The 17,343-nt window shown below is 51.9% G+C and carries 16 protein-coding genes; 8 read left to right on the forward strand and 8 right to left on the reverse strand.

Translation table 11 applies throughout. The features are described from left to right. Positions 1-28: 28 nt before the first annotated feature. From ACT3RR_RS03545 to ACT3RR_RS03570, 6 genes are all read left to right on the forward strand, one after another. A complete protein-coding gene (locus tag ACT3RR_RS03545; RefSeq protein WP_485903211.1) occupies positions 29-706 on the forward strand; it encodes a Rossmann-fold NAD(P)-binding domain-containing protein in 678 nt (225 codons plus the stop codon). Between the two features lie 469 nt (positions 707-1,175). After that, positions 1,176-1,421 (forward strand): hypothetical protein, encoded by a 246-nt coding sequence (locus tag ACT3RR_RS03550; RefSeq protein WP_353501729.1) that lies wholly within the window; start codon positions 1,176-1,178, stop codon positions 1,419-1,421. Positions 1,422-1,751: 330 nt separating this feature from the next. Then, positions 1,752-4,457, forward strand: coding sequence for a magnesium-translocating P-type ATPase (gene mgtA, locus ACT3RR_RS03555; protein ID WP_485903209.1), 2,706 nt, complete (start codon positions 1,752-1,754; stop codon positions 4,455-4,457). A 97-nt stretch (positions 4,458-4,554) separates the two neighbouring features. Further along, entirely contained in the window at positions 4,555-4,809 is a 255-nt protein-coding gene (locus ACT3RR_RS03560) for a hypothetical protein (protein WP_185687983.1), read from the forward strand. 17 nt (positions 4,810-4,826) lie between these two features. Then, on the forward strand, positions 4,827-6,479 hold the full coding sequence (locus tag ACT3RR_RS03565) for a Na/Pi cotransporter family protein (RefSeq protein ID WP_496199825.1): 1,653 nt from the start codon (positions 4,827-4,829) through the stop codon (positions 6,477-6,479). Between the two features lie 43 nt (positions 6,480-6,522). Further along, positions 6,523-6,870 carry a DUF2493 domain-containing protein gene (locus ACT3RR_RS03570; RefSeq protein WP_353501731.1) on the forward strand — a complete coding sequence of 116 codons (348 nt, stop codon included), beginning with the start codon at positions 6,523-6,525 and terminating at the stop codon, positions 6,868-6,870. On the opposite strand, the gene arsC is transcribed toward ACT3RR_RS03570, so the two are convergent. The 3 genes from arsC to ACT3RR_RS03585 form a co-directional block, all read right to left on the reverse strand. Next, positions 6,845-7,276 carry an arsenate reductase (glutaredoxin) gene (gene arsC / locus ACT3RR_RS03575; protein WP_496199750.1) on the reverse strand — a complete coding sequence of 144 codons (432 nt, stop codon included), beginning with the start codon at positions 7,274-7,276 and terminating at the stop codon, positions 6,845-6,847. The genes ACT3RR_RS03570 and arsC overlap by 26 nt on opposite strands. Before the next feature lie 11 nt (positions 7,277-7,287). After that, positions 7,288-8,571 carry an arsenic transporter gene (locus ACT3RR_RS03580; RefSeq protein WP_496199751.1) on the reverse strand — a complete coding sequence of 428 codons (1,284 nt, stop codon included), beginning with the start codon at positions 8,569-8,571 and terminating at the stop codon, positions 7,288-7,290. An 84-nt stretch (positions 8,572-8,655) separates the two neighbouring features. After that, on the reverse strand, positions 8,656-8,994 hold the full coding sequence (locus tag ACT3RR_RS03585) for a metalloregulator ArsR/SmtB family transcription factor (RefSeq protein WP_496199752.1): 339 nt from the start codon (positions 8,992-8,994) through the stop codon (positions 8,656-8,658). A 190-nt stretch (positions 8,995-9,184) separates the two neighbouring features. Here ACT3RR_RS03585 and ACT3RR_RS03590 point away from each other — a divergent pair, with 190 nt between their 5' ends. After that, on the forward strand, positions 9,185-9,637 hold the full coding sequence (locus tag ACT3RR_RS03590; RefSeq protein ID WP_496199753.1) for an MEKHLA domain-containing protein: 453 nt from the start codon (positions 9,185-9,187) through the stop codon (positions 9,635-9,637). 606 nt (positions 9,638-10,243) lie between these two features. On the opposite strand, the gene ACT3RR_RS03595 is transcribed toward ACT3RR_RS03590, so the two are convergent. The 5 genes from ACT3RR_RS03595 to ACT3RR_RS03615 all read right to left on the reverse strand — a co-directional run bounded on the left by ACT3RR_RS03595 (position 10,244) and on the right by ACT3RR_RS03615 (position 14,254). Then, a complete protein-coding gene (locus ACT3RR_RS03595) occupies positions 10,244-10,951 on the reverse strand; it encodes a DUF1120 domain-containing protein (protein ID WP_496199754.1) in 708 nt (235 codons plus the stop codon). Between the two features lie 73 nt (positions 10,952-11,024). Then, complete coding sequence (locus ACT3RR_RS03600) at positions 11,025-11,681, reverse strand: DUF1120 domain-containing protein (protein ID WP_353501738.1); 657 nt, start codon at positions 11,679-11,681, stop codon at positions 11,025-11,027. A gap of 318 nt (positions 11,682-11,999) precedes the next feature. Further along, positions 12,000-12,683: a DUF1120 domain-containing protein gene (locus ACT3RR_RS03605; protein ID WP_353501739.1), complete on the reverse strand. Its 684-nt coding sequence runs from the start codon at positions 12,681-12,683 to the stop codon at positions 12,000-12,002. A gap of 73 nt (positions 12,684-12,756) precedes the next feature. Beyond that, complete coding sequence (locus tag ACT3RR_RS03610) at positions 12,757-13,413, reverse strand: DUF1120 domain-containing protein (protein WP_353501738.1); 657 nt, start codon at positions 13,411-13,413, stop codon at positions 12,757-12,759. A gap of 163 nt (positions 13,414-13,576) precedes the next feature. After that, complete coding sequence (locus ACT3RR_RS03615) at positions 13,577-14,254, reverse strand: DUF1120 domain-containing protein (protein WP_496199755.1); 678 nt, start codon at positions 14,252-14,254, stop codon at positions 13,577-13,579. Between the two features lie 849 nt (positions 14,255-15,103). Between ACT3RR_RS03615 and fhuE the strand changes: the two genes are divergently transcribed. Then, positions 15,104-17,170, forward strand: a complete 2,067-nt coding sequence (gene fhuE / locus ACT3RR_RS03620; RefSeq protein ID WP_496199826.1) for a ferric-rhodotorulic acid/ferric-coprogen receptor FhuE — start codon at positions 15,104-15,106, stop codon at positions 17,168-17,170. Positions 17,171-17,343 lie beyond the last annotated feature (173 nt).

Genomic DNA, 17,343 nt, shown 5'->3' on the forward strand with positions numbered 1-17,343 from the left:
ATATCGGCGACATTAAGGACATCGCGTAATGAAAATTATCATCTTTGGAGCTTCAGGCATGGTCGGGCAGGGCGTATTGCGCGAATGCCTGCTGGCGGCGGATGTCGAGCAAGTCACCACCGTCGGGCGCAGCCGCTTAAAAGAAACAAACCCCAAGCTGCGCCAGGTGGTGCTGCCAGACCTGCTGCAACCTGAAACGCTGGATGAAAGCGAATGGCAAGGCTTTGATGCCTGCTTCTTCTGCCTCGGGATCTCCGCCTCGGGCCTGAGCGAAGTGCAGTATCGCCGCCAAACTTATGACCTGACGCTGGGTATCGCCAAAAAGCTGGCGCAGCACTCGCCAAATCTGACCTTTACTTATGTCTCGGGCACTGGGACCGACAGCAGCGAGAAGGGCCGTGTAATGTGGGCACGGGTGAAAGGCAAAACCGAGAATGACCTGCAAAAGCTGCCGTTCGCTAGCGTCTATTTATTCCGCCCTGGGGTGATTGTGCCGCTGCACGGTATTGAGTCGAAAACCGCCAGTTATCGGGCGTTTTATCGCTGGACCAAGCCCGTCTTGGCGCTGTTCCGCCAGTTATTCCCCAATCGCTTAGTGACCACGGAGAGCCTCGGGAACGCCATGCTGAACGCGGCGCGGGGAGCTAAAGGCCGCTATGTGATTGAAGCCAAACAGATTAACGCGCTAGCCAAGGCTCCGCGCTGATAGTCTGTTTTCTCTGCCTAACACTCGCGCGGGAACATAAGCGCGCGGGTAAACGCCGGATCGATAGGAAGGGGATGACGCTCGCGACGAGGGAAATAGCCTTGGCTAATAATCTTCTGAGTGAAATGTAATGTAATAACCTTTCTATTTGAGTTTAATGTTTTCCAGCAATGAGGTCGCGAATATCACCAGAATATAAACAAACCTATTTATTATTACTTTGCGGGTTGACAATATTATGGCTCATGGGTAGATTGCACGGGCCGGAAGTTGAGGCCTTTCCTAACTTAACATAAGAGAATAATGGACACTGTATCTAGTCACTTGCCGAATGACGCTTTCTTAGCGGTTCGGAATAATAAACATGAAATTGATTGTGATCATTTCATCGTTCGGGTGTGCCTCGCCAGAGCTTAGTCTCTTGTGTCTTAGCACCTCAACCTGAAGTATCACGGTCCCGAGGTGTGTTATGAACTTCAAAATGACCCTTTTCCCTGATGTCAAAGCACTGACATCCACTTTGCGCGTTCGCCCGTCCCGCGATCGGACTTTGGCTGCGCGTAAAAAACATTCCAATTCGATTTTTTCAACTAAAATCAATGAATTGAATCAGCGTGTTACTAACTGGCGTGTCAGTCCTGTCACCGGGCAGCTGGAGCAACGCTGCACCTTTTCTGATACCGAAGACCCACAAAGTCGGACCTTCTCTGCCTGATATCACCCCTGGCGGTGTTGCGGCGTCGTGGCGTTAATCCCTGAGTGGATTAAGGCTTAACATGTCACGCAATCTGTCATCGAGGTGCCATCAGTTATTATTTGCGTATTTTTTGATTGCCTGAATTTATTTAAATATTCAGGACGGCGAAGCTATGCGTAAATAAATAAAACCAAAATGTTTTACTCCGTTCATTAATTGAATGGCGGGAACGCTTGCGCAAAATTAATTAAAAACCGATCGCATAAACGATACGGACTATTTCCGGCTGCCTGCAACTCTGCTTATGCCGTGAAGAGTTCCCTATTGTCTGGCGACAGGAGCACTACCATGACTGTAGAACACAAAACCCGGGATAAAAAAAATCCGAAGGCCAACGCGCTGTCAATGCGTGCCGCCCAGGAAGCCAAAAATGGCGTGGCGACCACGCTGATTAACATGGGAGCCACCAAAGAGGGGCTGCTGCACGCCAACGCGGCGTCGCGACTGGAAAAAGATGGCTATAACGAAGTGGCGCACGATAAGCCGCCTCACGCGCTAGTGCAGTTGATCAAGGCGTTTAACAACCCGTTTATTTACATCCTGTTAGCCCTTGCCAGCATCAGCTTCTTTACCGACTACTGGCTGCCAACCCACAGCGGCGATGAGGGGGATTTGACTACCGTTATCATCATCGGCGCGATGGTTAGCCTTAGCGGATTACTGCGTTTTTGGCAGGAGCATCGCTCGGCAAAATCCGCCGAAGCGTTGAAAGCGATGGTCAGAACCACCGCCACCGTGTTGCGCCGCGACAGCGTGAGCAAGCCTGGCAAGCTGTGTGAAATCCCAATGCGCGAGCTGGTGGTCGGAGACATCGTGCAGCTCTATGCCGGGGACATGATCCCAGCCGACGTGCGGCTAATTGAGTCTCGCGACCTGTTTATCAGCCAGGCGGTGTTAACCGGCGAAGCCTTGCCGGTTGAGAAATACGACACGCTGGGCGACGTGGCGCAGAAGTCAGCCAGCGAAGTGGCAATGGACAATGACAACCTGCTGGATATGCCGAACATCTGCTTTATGGGCACCAACGTGGTCAGCGGCACGGCGCAGGCGGTGGTGGTAGCGACCGGGCCGCGAACCTACTTTGGTTCACTGGCGAAAGCCATCGTCGGCACCCGCGTGCAAACCGCCTTTGACCGTGGCGTGAACAGCGTGAGCTGGCTGCTGATCCGCTTCATGCTGGTGATGGTGCCAGTGGTGTTCATGATTAACGGCGTGATGAAGGGAGAGTGGTGGGACGCGCTGCTGTTCGCGCTGGCGGTGGCGGTCGGCCTGACGCCAGAAATGCTGCCGATGATTGTCAGTGCCAACCTCGCCAAAGGCGCGGTGGCGATGGCGAAACGCAAAGTGGTGGTTAAGCGTCTGAATTCCATTCAGAACTTAGGCGCAATGGACGTGCTTTGCACCGACAAAACCGGCACGCTGACTCAGGATAAAATCATTCTCGAGCACCACATTGATACCGCCGGGCAGAAGAATGAGTCAGTGCTGTCACTGGCGTGGCTGAACAGCCATCACCAGAGCGGCATTAAGAACCTGATGGATCAGGCGGTGATCTACTTCTCCGAAAACGAGGCGAACTTCGTCAAGCCGGAGGGATATAGCAAGGTTGACGAGATGCCGTTCGACTTTATCCGCCGCCGCCTGTCGATCGTGGTGAAGGATAAACAGGCTAATCACCTGCTGGTGTGCAAAGGCGCGGTGGAAGAGATGTTGAGCATTTCGACCCACATGCATGAAAACGGCAAAGTCGTGGAGCTGGATCAGACGCGTCGCGATGAGCTGCTGGCGATGGCCAACGACTACAACAAAGACGGTTTCCGCGTGCTGGTGGTAGCCACTCGCGACATTAAAAAGGGTGATACCAAGCCTCAGTACAGCACGGCAGATGAGCACGACCTGATTATTCGCGGGTTCCTGACCTTCCTGGATCCGCCGAAAGAGACCGCAGGCCCGGCCATTGCCGCACTGCAAAATATCGGCGTGGCGGTGAAAGTGCTAACCGGGGATAACGCAATTGTCACTACGCGCATCTGCCGTCAGGTGGGGCTGGAGCCGGGCGAGCCGGTGCTCGGTCCGCAGTTGGAGCATCTGGATGACGCCACGCTGCAAATTTTAGTGGAAGAGCGCACGGTGTTCGCCAAACTGACGCCGCTGCAAAAATCACGGGTACTCAAAGCCTTGCAAGCTAACGGCCACACCGTCGGCTTCCTCGGCGATGGGATTAACGATGCCCCGGCGTTGCGCGACGCCGACGTGGGGATTTCCGTCGACAGCGGCACGGATATCGCCAAAGAGTCTGCCGATATCATCCTGTTGGAAAAGAGCCTGATGGTGCTGGAGGAGGGGGTACTCAAGGGGCGCGAGACCTTCGGCAACATCATGAAGTACCTGAACATGACCGCCAGCTCCAACTTCGGCAACGTGTTTTCGGTGCTGGTGGCCAGTGCGTTTATTCCGTTCCTGCCGATGATGGCGATTCAGTTGCTGCTGCAAAACCTTATGTACGATATTTCACAACTTGCTCTGCCTTGGGACAAAATTGATAAGGAGTTCCTGAAAAAACCCCGTAAGTGGGACGCGAAAAACATCGGCCGCTTTATGGTGTGGATTGGTCCAACCTCGTCGATTTTCGACATGACCACCTTCGCGCTGATGTGGTTTGTGTTTAGCGCCAATAGTGAACATATGCAGACGCTGTTCCAGTCCGGCTGGTTTGTCGAAGGGCTGCTGTCACAGACCCTGGTGGTGCATATGCTGCGTACCCAGAAGATCCCGTTCATTCAGAGCACGGCGGCGCTGCCGGTACTGTTAATGACCGGCATGGTGATGGCGATTGGTATCTATGTGCCGTTCTCGCCGCTGGGGCCATTGGTCGGGCTGCAGGCACTGCCGTGGCAGTACTTCCCATGGCTGGCAGGCACCTTACTGGCCTACTGCTGCGTGGCGCAGGGCATGAAAACCATTTATATCCGTCGCTTCAAACAGTGGCATTAAGATTGAACAGAAATAATCTTTATTGATGTGACCTCAAACGGGTGTCGTCTAATCGCGGCACTCGTTTGAATAAAGGAAAGAGTTATAGGAAGTCACCATGAAACACGCTTATTTAATTAGACCTAAGCGTGGCGTTATTTTGCTGATTAAAAATAAGATCATCATTTTGGTGGTGTTATTTTTAATGAAAATAACCCGCATCCTGCGCGTTAATTCTCTGAAGTGGTACAGCAAGGAGAAAATAAGTTATACCCAAACTAAAACTGTTTTAGATTTCGCCAGCGCTATTAATCGAATTTCGATCAGGTTACTGCGTTTTACCAAAGCACCATCCCTGAATAAGGGGGAATAATTATGTTCGGAACTACTCTGTCTGGAACCACCCTGTTAATTAACCTGGCTGGCGCCATTGCCCTACTGTTGTGGGGCAGCCATATGATTTCCACCGCGCTACAGCGCGGATTCGGCACCCAGCTGCGTCACTGGATGGGCCGCCATTTGAGCAACCGCTGGATGGCGCTGCTGTCCGGCATCGGCATCACCGGCATTCTGCAAAGCAGCACCGCCGTGAGCCTGATGGCAACCTCCTTTACCGCCGCCGGGACGCTCAGCCTTTCCCCCGCGCTGGCGGTGATGCTTGGTGCCAATATTGGCTCCACGCTGGTGGTGCAACTAATGAGTTTCAACACCGCGATTGCTATCCCGCTGCTGATGCTGGGGGGCTTTGTGGTGTTCAAAATGCGCGACCACTCCAGCTTTGAAAGTGCGGGCTGCGCCATGATCGGGCTGGGTTTGATGCTGCTGGCGCTCAGCCTGTTGGGCAGCACGCTTGAGCATATTGAGTCGACTCCGGTGTTTCACGCCGTGATGCAAGGGCTACAGGGCGACACCCTGATTGCCCTGATGGTCGCCATCATTTTGACTCTGATTTGCCACTCCAGCGTGGCGGTGATTTTGCTGATTGCCTCGCTAGCCACTACCGGAGTGATGAATCAAGAAACCGCGCTGGTGCTGGTGTTGGGCGCAAATATTGGCGGTGCGCTGCCGCCGGTATTCAGTGCCGGTACGCCAGTGGCGCGCCGCCTGCCGATTGGCAATCTGCTGGTTCGGGTATTGGGCAGTCTGGTGGCGTTACTGCTGTTGCCGCTGCTGGCCGACGGCGCGAGAAGTCTGGCGCTCACCACGCCGCAGCTGGTGGTGTGGTTCCACACGGCGTTTAGCGTGGTGCTGGCGCTGGTGTTTATCGGGCTGATTTCCCCACTGGCGCAGGTACTGGAGGCGCTGTTCCCGGAAGAAGAGCGCGTTGGCGATCCGGGCATGCCGATGTATCTCGACGAAGCCGGGCTGGACGTCGCCTACCTCGGGCTGTCTAACTCGGTGCGGGAATCACTGCGGGTGGCGGACATGCTGACCATTATGCTCGACCGGCTGTTCGTGCTGTTCCAGCATCTTGAGCAGGGCGTCGCCGACGAAATTCGTCAAGTCGATCAGTCGCTTGATCTGCTCAGCGCGGCGGTTCGCGCCTATCTGGCGGATCTCGGGCAGGACGGTTTGAGTGACTCGGATGCCGACCGCGCGCAGGAGATCCTGATGTTCGTGATCAACTTCGAGCACGCTGGAGACATTCTTTCCAGCAATCTGACCCAGCTGGCGACCCGCCGTTCGCGCCGTGGCGAGCAGTTCAGTGAGTTCGAGCTGAACAACATTCGGCTGCTGCACTGGGAAGTGCTCACCAGTTTACGGCTGGCGGTGACGGCGTTTCTGGGGGAAGACCTCTCGGCGGCGCATCAGTTGGTGGCGCGCAAAGAGTCGATTCGCCAGTTGGAGGCATCGGCCAGCCGTGAGCATTTTAAAAAATTGCGGGAGGATAAAAATGCCTGGGCGGAATCTGGAGATATATTCCAGCGCGTATTACGTGATTATCGTCGCGTGCATCATCATATCGCCGCAATTGCTTATCCCGTTATTGAACGTTTAGGCAATGACAATATTCTGATCAGTGAAAACAGACCTGAAATTTAACCAAGATAATAACAACAACCTATTTATACAAAGGTGAAGAAGGATGAGAGTATTAATTTGCGCCGGTCGGTTTTATGCCGATATGCATTCTGTCACGCGGGTGCTGGATTTATATCATCAGTCGATAGCGATTTCGGTGGTTATTCACGGCGGCCACCAATCGCTGGGCGGGGTAATAGAGGGCTGGGCGAGGGAAAACAGTGCTCACGTGGTGCGTTACCCGGCCAACTGGTCACTGTATGGAAAATATGCTGAAATCCGCCGCAACCTGTTTATGCTCGAGGATAGCCAGCCGGAGTTGCTGCTGGCTTTCCCCGGCGGAGAGGACACGGCGGAGTGCATCAAACTGGCGAGGAACGCCGGAATTAAAGTGATTGAGGTGGAGATTTAGGGGCGACCACTTCGCCATCTTCTTTAATAAATGGCTCCGGCAGCGGGTGGGGCAAAATAGCCAGCACCTGCTCCGACGGCCTGCAAAGCCGCGTGCCCAGCGGCGTCACTACTATTGGGCGATTAATTAAAATCGGCGCGGCCAGCATGAAATCAACCAACTGGTCGTCGCTGAATTTATCCTCGGCCAGCCCTAACTCTGCGTAAGGCTCAACATTCTTACGCAGCAGCGCGCGGGGAGTAATGCCCATCGCGGCGATCAGCTGTACCAGTTCATTGCGCGACGGCGGCGTATCGAGATACAAAATTACCTCGGGTTCAGTGCCGGTAGCGCGGATCATCGCCAGCGTGTTGCGCGAGGTGCCGCAGGCCGGGTTGTGATAAATCTTTACAGTCGATTTCGTCATAACATTTTTCCTTAGAAAGAGAGGCGTAAGGCCAATGCGGAGAGTGTCACCAGTAATACCGGCAGGGTCATAACGATGCCGACGCGGAAGTAGTATCCCCAGCCGATCTTGATGCCTTTTTGACTCAAAACGTGCAGCCAGAGCAGAGTTGCCAGGCTGCCAATCGGGGTGATTTTCGGCCCTAAATCGCTGCCAATCACGTTGGCGTAAATCATGGCCTGTTTGATCACGCCGCTGGCGGTGCTGGCGTCAATGGACAGCGCGCCGACCAGCACCGTCGGCATGTTATTCATTACCGAAGAGAGCAAGGCGGTGAGGAAACCGGTGCCCAACGTGGCGGCCCACAGACCGTGTTCGGCAAAGCGATTGAGCAGGGCAGAAAGCATGTCGGTCAGCCCCGCGTTGCGCAGCCCATAGACCACCAGATACATGCCGAGCGAAAACACCACTATCTGCCACGGCGCGCCGCGCAGCACTTTGCCGGTATCAATAATGCGTTGGTGTCTCGCCACCGCCCATAAAAGCAGTGCGCCAACCGCCGCCACGGCGCTGACCGGCACGCCCAGCGGCTCAAGCCCAAAGAAGCCGACTAACAGCAGAACCAGCACCAGCCAGCCAGTTTTGAAGGTCCTCGGGTCGCGAATGGCCAAGCGCGGTTGTTGCAGTTTGCCAAGGTCATAAACAGCTGGGAGCTCGCGGCGAAAGAACAGGTGCAGCACCAGCAGCGTGGCGGCAATCGAGGCGATATTCACCGGCACCATCACCGCCGCATATTCATTAAAGCCGAGCTTGAAGAAGTCGGCGGAGACGATATTCACCAGATTGGAGACAATCAGCGGCAGGCTGGCGGTATCGGCAATAAAGCCCGCCGCCATCACAAAGGCCAGCGTGGCTCCCCGGCTGAAGCCCAGCGCCAGCAGCATGGCAATCACGATGGGGGTTAAGATCAGCGCCGCGCCGTCGTTGGCAAACAGCGCCGCCACCACCGCGCCGAGCAGCAGAATATAGGTGAACAACCAGCGGCCTTTGCCGCCTCCCCAGCGCGCCACGTGTAGCGCCGCCCATTCAAAAAAGCCCGACTCATCAAGCAGCAGGCTGATGATGATCACCGCGATAAACGTGGCGGTGGCGTTCCACACGATATTCCACACCACCGGCACATCGCTGAGATGCACCGCCCCGGACGCCAGCGCCAACACCGCGCCGAGCAGGGCGCTCCAGCCGATACCCAAGCCTTTGGGTTGCCAAATCACCAAGACTAGGGTGAATACAAAAATTGCCACCGCCAAAATCATACTGCCTCCATCATGCTTAATATATGGAAATTCATATGTGTTTAGATGAGATTTTCCTAATCACTCTTAGGGCAAAAAAATCAGTTATTCCGTCGTGACGGCGCAGTTCTGCGCGGCGCGCAGGGCCAGTTGGGCAATGTGCTGCTGTTGGCTCATCAGGGCCTGATCGATAATGGCGGCGGCCCACACCGGGATGTGTGGCGACAGGCGATAATGCACCCATTTCCCACTGCGCCGGTCTTGCAACAGGCCGCTTTCACGCAGCATAGCCAGATGTCGAGAGATTTTGGGTTGCGAGAGTTCAAGGGCGGCAGTCAGTTCACATACGCAGAGTTCGCCCGCCTGTTTCAATAACAAAATAATGGTCAAACGGGTGTCATCTGACATATTTTTAAACAGTTGCAGTGCGGTAAGTGATGACATGCTCATGCCTTTAGTTGTAAACCATAACGGCAGCATAGCGCTGAAAACACATTCAGTAAAGCATATGTGTTTATGGCTGAGGAGGTTCACCCCCAACGGGAACTTTTTTCCTTTTGCCGTCACAAAGCTTAATTAGACTCTATTTCGAGCTTAACTCACATTTCGACAGGTTGAATTTCAGGGGGTGAACATGGTGTTGTCCGACGATTTAGAAAATCTAAAAAAAATCGATACATGCTACAAACAGCTGACGGGGCAGGGATTGTTCTGTCCGGAAGAGGTGGAAGATCGCTACCAGTGGCTGCATAACGAAGCGCCTTACAGCATTCTGGCCCACGGCCGCGGGCCGGACCCGGTGTTCTTCTATGCCAACCAGTGCGCGCTGAACTGCTTCAAATACAGCCCCGAAGAGATGGTGCAACTGCCGTCTCGCCTGAGCGCGGGGCCAACGGACCGCGCCGAGCGTCAGGTGCTGTTGGACACAGTAACCCGCGACGGTATCGCCAAAAATTATACCGGTCCGCGAGTGGATAAATTCGGCGAGACGTTCATCATTTATGACGGAGAAGTGTGGCAGTTAGGCTTCAACACGGACGATGTGTGGGGGCAGGCCGCGCTGTTTTGGCCATTTCCCCGCCAGTAATATCGTCAAAGTGGCCCCATTTTTGCGCCAAGGCTGAGTTTAAGCCGCAATGATTAAAGCTTCGTAATGGTTTAGCGGGGCTTTTTTTATGGCTCATTAAACACGTCACCATCGGGCTTGATGTTAGGCGCATAACCAATTGTTATTTTATAAATAATCAATAGACAATGTTGCATTGCCGTCGATGTTTTCCACATCGGTAATGCTGGATGCTGCAGATGACAGGCCCACCCGTGTCATGATGTTCATAGATAAACTTGTGATAGCTTTTGGCGATAAAGAGCCTACATCTGAAACCGTTACATAATTTCTATCCCATCAATGCCTGCAGGCATTATAGCGATGGCGTAATTCATATGAATCCAGTTTGATTTATCTTCGCTTTGCCGCATATTCAGATCGCCCTCTGGTACGCCCTCACCTGCTTACCGGTATTCGAAGTTAATGGTGGCGTTGCAGAGCAGAGGTACCGGCCCGCTTCCGGGCCAGTACCTAATAAAAATATTAAGCAAGCGTAAGTTCTCTTGGCGAAAAGATACCTCGGATGGCGCTTCACCAACCTGATCTACGCTTTTTTATATTGTGTAACTTCTAGGAAAATAAAATTTAAAGATAGTTAACTACCAGAGAGATATTTCCATCAAGATTATTCACGCCTGCATAGGTTACAGGGCCAACAAGAGCAGCGTTAATCCTGAGTGGCAATGTGAGATTTTTAAATGCCTTTGGAGTGATAGTTCCCGGCTCGGCAAGCGTAAATTCCCTCATGGACGCAGCAGTAATACCATTAGAATTTCTTTGCCATGCCTGACCGTTGTCTCGCTGAATGAAATCGGCGCTTTCGTCTGTAACCATATCAGGATGTTCAATCGTTAGAACAATAGAACCCAACTGACTATTATATCCGCCTGGATATTGTGCAAAACCGAAACCATAGGCCTCTGCATAACCACGGTGATTTGTGACATCCTCATTAATACCTGTACCTTCCACAGTGAAATTCGTCGTTGTATTAATTTCAGTGCCAGGACGATTATCAATCGTAGACAGAGAAATTAATGTGTTAGCCGCACAATTAATTGACAGCTGGGTTCTTTTAATGGGTAGTTGCATGTTTCCCTGAGATAATAGCGCGGAAGATATACTCCCATAATCAATAACATTATTACTCAACGTAGGCGTACAGGCCCCCTGCGTCACCGTGCCTTTAACCTGCAAATTCGCACTCGGGCCAGCTACTGCATTTGACGCCGCCGCCATCAGGCAGGCCAGCGCGGTGACTTTAAAGATATTTTTCATCATTTTGTTTTCCATTTCAGTGATTTCCTTTTTTGTCGTTTCGCTTTGTCGCATATTCAGGGCGCCCGCTGGGACGCCCTCGTCCTGCTTACAGATATTCGAAGTTAATGGTGGCGTTGCCGTCCAGGTTTGCCGTTTCGGTAATTCCGGTTAGCGCCGAACTCAGGGCAGGCGTCGCTTTCAGGTCGAAAGTGAACACCGTCGCTTCTTTTGGCGTGGTGGTGCCGGTAGCCGCAAAGGTCAGGTACTGCTGCGCGGTATTGTTGTTAGCGAAGGTGTCCAGCGTCATTTTGCTCCACGCGGTTTTGTCGCTGCTCATCAACAGGTCACCGGCGGTGCCGTCGCCGTTGATGCTGACAATGCTCAGGCCGTAAGAACCAATTTTGATATCGCCTGACTTGCCCAGGCCAAATGCGCTGGAAGCCGTGGTGGCCTCATTGCTGTGCGCTGGCACGGAGTCTGCGCGGTTATCGACAAAGCTCATGGCCACTTTGGTCGCACCGGTACAGGTCACGGTGGCGGTCACCGATTTGCCGGCCAGTGCCAGGGTGCCGGTAGAGGGCAGAGAGTCGACTGACGTTGCGCCGAAGTCGATAATGCCGCCGTTGGCCAGCACCGGGGTACAGGCACCCGGGGTGATGGTGCCGGTGATGCGCAGGGTGGCGGTCGGGCCCGCAAAGGCGGAGGTCGCGGACGCCAGCAGGGCGGCGATAGCGGTGGCTTTAAACAGTGATTTCATTTCCATTGTGTATTTCTCCATGTATTTCTTACATTATTGAGTTCATTAATCTTTATTGCTCCATGAACCCACTTCAACTGCCGACTTAATAACTTCTGATGCTATTTAGAATATTTTATAGGCCCAAAAAAAGCCGCAATGCTATTTTATGAGCAGGCGTACAGGTGCATAACCAAGCCTGTGCGTAATAGAAAATAAAAAACGTGAGTTTGTAGGGCAGGTGAACTCTTACCATCCGCCAAAACACAAATCATTGGAATCTCAAAAAGAATACGGCGGATGGCGCTGCGATTATCCGCCCTACGCTTGCTTTCTTTTAAGGAATTATAAATAATTAATATTAAAGGTTAAATTGCCATCGATATTCAGAGCTTCCACAACATTCTTTATTTCTGGAGATAAATAAGGTAATACACCAAATTTAAAAGTTGCATTCTGAATAGGTGTTGGTACCACACTACCGGATTCGGCTATAGAAAGAGTAAAACTGCTAGCCGCAAGAGTTGACCATCCACCAGCCGGTACATTAGACCAATTTGACGGCCCTCCTTGATTATAAATTAGTGGTTTATTTTCGCCGTCAGCAACAAGCGTGCCATCGGTTTTATAAAATGCAAGTGTATACGCTCCAATTTTCACACCATCAGCTGTTTTACCTAATCCATTATTAACAGCCCCCCCTGCTATATTAGGATATGCTCGTCGATCAGCCGTATCCGCACGGTTATCTATGGTTGAAATTTGAACTTTAGTTGCAGAGCTGCAATTTATATTTAAATCGAAGCTCTGTCGTGAAAAACCAAAACCTGAGGAAGTTATCTGATTAACTCCAATTTCCCCTAAATCAATACTCCCACCATTACTTAATGTTGGCGTACAGGCCCCCTGTGTCACCGTGCCTTTAACCTGCAAATTCGCACTCGGGCCAGCTACTGCATTTGACGCCGCCGCCATCAGGCAGGCCAGCGCGGTGACTTTAAAGATATTTTTCATCATTTTGTTTTCCATTTCAGTGATTTCCTTTTTTGTCGTTTCGCTTTGTCGCATATTCAGGGCGCCCGCTGGGACGCCCTCGTCCTGCTTACAGATATTCGAAGTTAATGGTGGCGTTGCCGTCCAGGTTTGCCGTTTCGGTAATTCCGGTTAGCGCCGAACTCAGGGCAGGCGTCGCTTTCAGGTCGAAAGTGAACACCGTCGCTTCTTTTGGCGTGGTGGTGCCGGTAGCCGCAAAGGTCAGGTACTGCTGCGCGGTATTGTTGTTAGCGAAGGTGTCCAGCGTCATTTTGCTCCACGCGGTTTTGTCGCTGCTCATCAACAGGTCACCGGCGGTGCCGTCGCCGTTGATGCTGACAATGCTCAGGCCGTAAGAACCAATTTTGATATCGCCTGACTTGCCCAGGCCAAATGCGCTGGAAGCCGTGGTGGCCTCATTGCTGTGCGCTGGCACGGAGTCTGCGCGGTTATCGACAAAGCTCATGGCCACTTTGGTCGCACCGGTACAGGTCACGGTGGCGGTCACCGATTTGCCGGCCAGTGCCAGGGTGCCGGTAGAGGGCAGAGAGTCGACTGACGTTGCGCCGAAGTCGATAATGCCGCCGTTGGCCAGCACCGGCGTACAGGCACCCGGGGTGATGGTACCAGTGATGCGCAGGGTGGCGGTCGGGCCCGCAAAGGCGGAGGTCGCGGACGCCAGCAGGGCGGCGATAGCGGTGGCTTTAAACAGTGATTTCATTTCCATTGTGTGTTTCTCCATGTATTTCTTACATTATTGAGTTCATTTTTTTTAATGACTCGTTCTTAATCACGATATTTATAATTTAAATATCATTTAAAAATTTTCAGCCAAAAACTCGTCGTAACGCTACTTTATAAGCAGACGTACAGGCCGATTGTCAGGCCCTTTATAAATAATCAATAGACAATGTTGCATTGCCGTCAATGTTTTCCACATCGTTAATGCTGGATACTGCAGATGATAGGCCCACCCGTGTATAGATATTCATAGATAAACTTGTGATAGCTTTTGGCGTTAAAGAGCCTACATCAGAAACCGTTAGATGATCAGGACTCCCCTCCGTGACAGTCATTATAGCGTAGCCGTAATCAAATTTTTCCCAGTTTGATTTATCTTCGCTTTCAAGGACATCATAGGGGCCGCTGGCTCTTAAACTGTTCAAATCCCATTTTGGGTACCACTTACCAATATTTTTGCCCGATGAGGTTTTTCCTAACCCCAACATCATCCCTGGATAATTTTCTGAATCAAATAATTCATTCGATACGGAATCAGAACGGTTATCTGATAAACTCATGGCGACCTTTGTTGGGCTAGAACATACAATTCGGAATACGTTTGTTTTTACCGGGGCTTCAAACATATTTTGTCCAGCGGGCTTTAATTGATCAACGCTGATATTTCCCACGTCGTAAACACCGTTATTAGTTAATGTTGGCGTACAGGCCCCCTGTGTCACCGTGCCTTTAACCTGCACATTGGCACTCGGCCCAGCTACCGCATTTGCAGCCGCCGCCATCAGGCAGGCCAGCGCGGTGACTTTAAGCAGTGATTTCATTTCCATATTGCAAAACTCCCTTTGTTAAACGTCTAAAAATCAGATTATAAGGACGTAATAGACTATGAGGCGCTGTCCTGCTTCCGTGCAATTAATGAAAGCATGTTCGATGTAGATAATATTTTTATTATTTCAGGTTCCTTTTGTTCTAATAATTATCTTATAAGTCGAGAGGGAAGTGAAGACGGGTTTTACTATAAAACTTATTAGGTAAATTGTAATAAGTTGGGGTTTTATATGGGAATTATAATTTTAAGGGTATTTAATCATTTAAAAACATAAGGTTAAAAATGTTATCTCATTAACATAAGCATAACAAACCAAGGGGAGAGAAAGATCTGAAGGCTATAGTAACATAATGTGTGTGGCATTTATGTTCATATTATCGGTATTATTTGTAGAGCTAAGATGAATCCTGCATTAGTATCATCCTTTGAATTATTGAAGATCGTATTTTTTATATCTAATGATTTCATAATCTCCTACCCGCTGTTTGTCTGCAACGGTATGATATTGATGGCGTCAACCAGGGCGGATGCCATCCCCATCCCCATCCCCAACATTAACGGTTATGGTTCTTGGCATCAAACCCCCTGTAAGATTATGTCTTACATAAGTCTAGGTCTTTTTAAAGCCTGTCGCTAGTGGATATTCAGGTCCTTGTTGGGCTTAGGATTTTTAGTATGTTTAAATGATTTACTGATCAAAACGCAATGCGTATGATTCTCATTCTTTTTATTGTTTGGGGTTTGCGCAGTGAAAATAAAAAATACAAAGGTAGGAATAAAGACCTCTGGCGGACGCTTTTCTCTCTCCGTGATGGCGGTTTTTGTGGCTTCATCATACCAAGGGGTGATGGCAAAACAGGTAGCGCCGACGAAGGCGGCGGATGACACTGTGGTGGTTAGCGCCACCGCCCCCGCGCAGGGTGAGGCGGGCGTGCAGGATTACAGCGTGCCGGTGACTACCGCAGGCACCAAGATGCTACTGGTGCCGCGCGATATTCCTCAGTCGGTGAGCATTATCAGCAAGCAGCGCATGGCGGATCAGAACCTGCAAACCGTGGGTGACGTGCTCAACAACACCGTCGGCATTACCGCCAGCAACATCGACTCAGACCGTTCGACCTACTACTCGCGCGGCTTCTTCATTAATAACTTCCTGTTTGACGATATCCCAACCACCCTCAGCCCGGTGTGGAACTTCGGCGACGGCGGCTCAGATACGGCAATCTATGACCGAATCGAAGTGGTGCGCGGCGCAACCGGCCTGCTGACTGGCGCGGGCAATCCGTCGGCGGCGGTGAACATGGTGCGTAAGCATGCCGACAGCAAAGAGTTCCAAGGCTCCGTGACCGGCAGCTACGGCAGCTGGGACAAGCAGCGCATCGTTGGCGATTTCTCCGCGCCACTGACTGAATCGGGCAGGGTTCGCGGCCGCGTCATTGCTGGCTATCAGGATAACGACACCTGGCTGGACCGATATCACTACCGAAAAAAATTCCTTTACGCCGTAGTGGATGCCGACCTGACGGACTCCACCCAGCTCTCTCTCGGCTACGACTACCAGCAAAACGACACCACCAACCCAACCTGGGGCGGTATTCCAACCTGGTATAGCGACGGCAGCCGCACCCATTTTGACCGCAGCTTTAACGCCGCGCCGGACTGGGCTTATTCCGATATCGAGTCAAAAAAGGTCTTCGCCAACCTGACGCAAAAGTTTGATAACGGCTGGCAGGCGCGCCTCAACGGTACTCATGCTGAAACCGATTTCGATACCAAAATGATGTACGGCTCAGGCTACCCAGATAAGCAGACAGGCGCGGGCGTGATGGGCTACGGCGGCTGGAACATCGGTACCCGTAAAGTGGATTCGGTGGATGCCTTCGCCAACGGGCCGTTCGAGCTGCTGGGGCGTGAGCACCAGCTGATGGTCGGCACCAGTTACAGCCGCCAGCGCAATCAGTATCGCAATACTCAGGCGACGCTGAGTGAAGCAGATATTGGAAATTATAATAACTGGAATGGCCACACCGGCGATCCGCAGTGGAGTGACTGGGCCGATCTTTCCAATGATACTATTCGCCAGAAGTCGGCCTATACCGCCGCGCGCTTCTCGCTGGCTGACCCGCTGTCGCTGATCGTTGGCGCACGTTACACCGACTGGCGCGCCGACGGCACCACGGCCACCAGCTATAAAACCGACGTCACTCCATACGCGGGCGTGGTATATGACATTGACGATACCTGGTCGGCCTACGCCAGCTACACCTCGATTTTCCAGCCGCAGACCCAGCGCGATAGCAACAAAAACTACCTCGATCCGATTCAAGGCAAAAACTACGAAGCAGGCGTGAAAGGTGACTGGAACAACAGCCGGCTGACGGCGTCCATCGCGGTGTTCCGCATCGAGCAGGATAATCTGGCGCAGGAAGACGGTACTTATATTCCGGGCACCACCGAATCGGCTTATCACTCGGTTAACGGTACGGTGAGTAAAGGCGTGGAGTTTGAGGTCAACGGCGCAATGACCGACAACCTGCAAATGACCTTCGGCGGCTCGCGCTTTGTTGCCAGCGATAACAATGGTAATGCGATTAACTCAGACTTGCCGCGCACCACCCTTAAGCTATTTACCCGCTATCAACTGCCGATGCTGCCGGACCTGAGCGTCGGCGGTGGCGTGAACTGGCAAAACACCACCTTCCAGTATGCTGATGGCCCGCAGGGCAATATGCGCGCCGAGCAGGGGAGTTATGCGCTGGTCAACCTGTTTAGCCGTTATCAGGTAACGCGCCAGCTCTCCGTGCAGGCCAACGTCAATAACCTGTTCGACAAAGAGTATTACGACTACCTCTCGTCTTACGCGGTTTACGGCGCGCCGCGCAGTGTCTCCGTTACGCTCGGATATACTTTCTAACCTATTAATATTGAGAATTAATCTCAGTGAGTAAACTAGCGATATATAATTTAATATATATCGCTAGGTTTTAATTCTCATTCTCATGTTTAGTCTGGTAAATATGAAGGCGGGCTTAGGTGATTGCCTACTTTTTTAATGTGATATAAATCCAAAAAAATAGTTGCCCCCTG

Source organism: Ewingella sp. AOP8-B2-18 (assembly GCF_052376015.1).
GTDB lineage: Bacteria > Pseudomonadota > Gammaproteobacteria > Enterobacterales > Enterobacteriaceae > Ewingella > Ewingella allii.

Excerpts from the sequence above, each read along its gene's own strand:
- ACT3RR_RS03560 (WP_185687983.1), top strand. The coding sequence starts at position 4,555 with ATGAAACACGCTTATTTAATTAGACCTAAGCGTGGCGTTATTTTGCTG.
- ACT3RR_RS03550 (WP_353501729.1), top strand. The coding sequence starts at position 1,176 with ATGAACTTCAAAATGACCCTTTTCCCTGATGTCAAAGCACTGACATCC.
- mgtA (WP_485903209.1), top strand. The coding sequence starts at position 1,752 with ATGACTGTAGAACACAAAACCCGGGATAAAAAAAATCCGAAGGCCAAC.
- ACT3RR_RS03580 (WP_496199751.1), bottom strand. The coding sequence starts at position 8,571 with ATGATTTTGGCGGTGGCAATTTTTGTATTCACCCTAGTCTTGGTGATT.
- ACT3RR_RS03595 (WP_496199754.1), bottom strand. The coding sequence starts at position 10,951 with ATGGAAAACAAAATGATGAAAAATATCTTTAAAGTCACCGCGCTGGCC.
- ACT3RR_RS03600 (WP_353501738.1), bottom strand. The coding sequence starts at position 11,681 with ATGGAAATGAAATCACTGTTTAAAGCCACCGCTATCGCCGCCCTGCTG.
- ACT3RR_RS03570 (WP_353501731.1), top strand. The coding sequence starts at position 6,523 with ATGAGAGTATTAATTTGCGCCGGTCGGTTTTATGCCGATATGCATTCT.
- ACT3RR_RS03590 (WP_496199753.1), top strand. The coding sequence starts at position 9,185 with ATGGTGTTGTCCGACGATTTAGAAAATCTAAAAAAAATCGATACATGC.
- arsC (WP_496199750.1), bottom strand. The coding sequence starts at position 7,276 with ATGACGAAATCGACTGTAAAGATTTATCACAACCCGGCCTGCGGCACC.
- ACT3RR_RS03605 (WP_353501739.1), bottom strand. The coding sequence starts at position 12,683 with ATGGAAAACAAAATGATGAAAAATATCTTTAAAGTCACCGCGCTGGCC.
- fhuE (WP_496199826.1), top strand. The coding sequence starts at position 15,104 with ATGGCAAAACAGGTAGCGCCGACGAAGGCGGCGGATGACACTGTGGTG.
- ACT3RR_RS03585 (WP_496199752.1), bottom strand. The coding sequence starts at position 8,994 with ATGTCATCACTTACCGCACTGCAACTGTTTAAAAATATGTCAGATGAC.
- ACT3RR_RS03610 (WP_353501738.1), bottom strand. The coding sequence starts at position 13,413 with ATGGAAATGAAATCACTGTTTAAAGCCACCGCTATCGCCGCCCTGCTG.
- ACT3RR_RS03615 (WP_496199755.1), bottom strand. The coding sequence starts at position 14,254 with ATGGAAATGAAATCACTGCTTAAAGTCACCGCGCTGGCCTGCCTGATG.
- ACT3RR_RS03545 (WP_485903211.1), top strand. The coding sequence starts at position 29 with ATGAAAATTATCATCTTTGGAGCTTCAGGCATGGTCGGGCAGGGCGTA.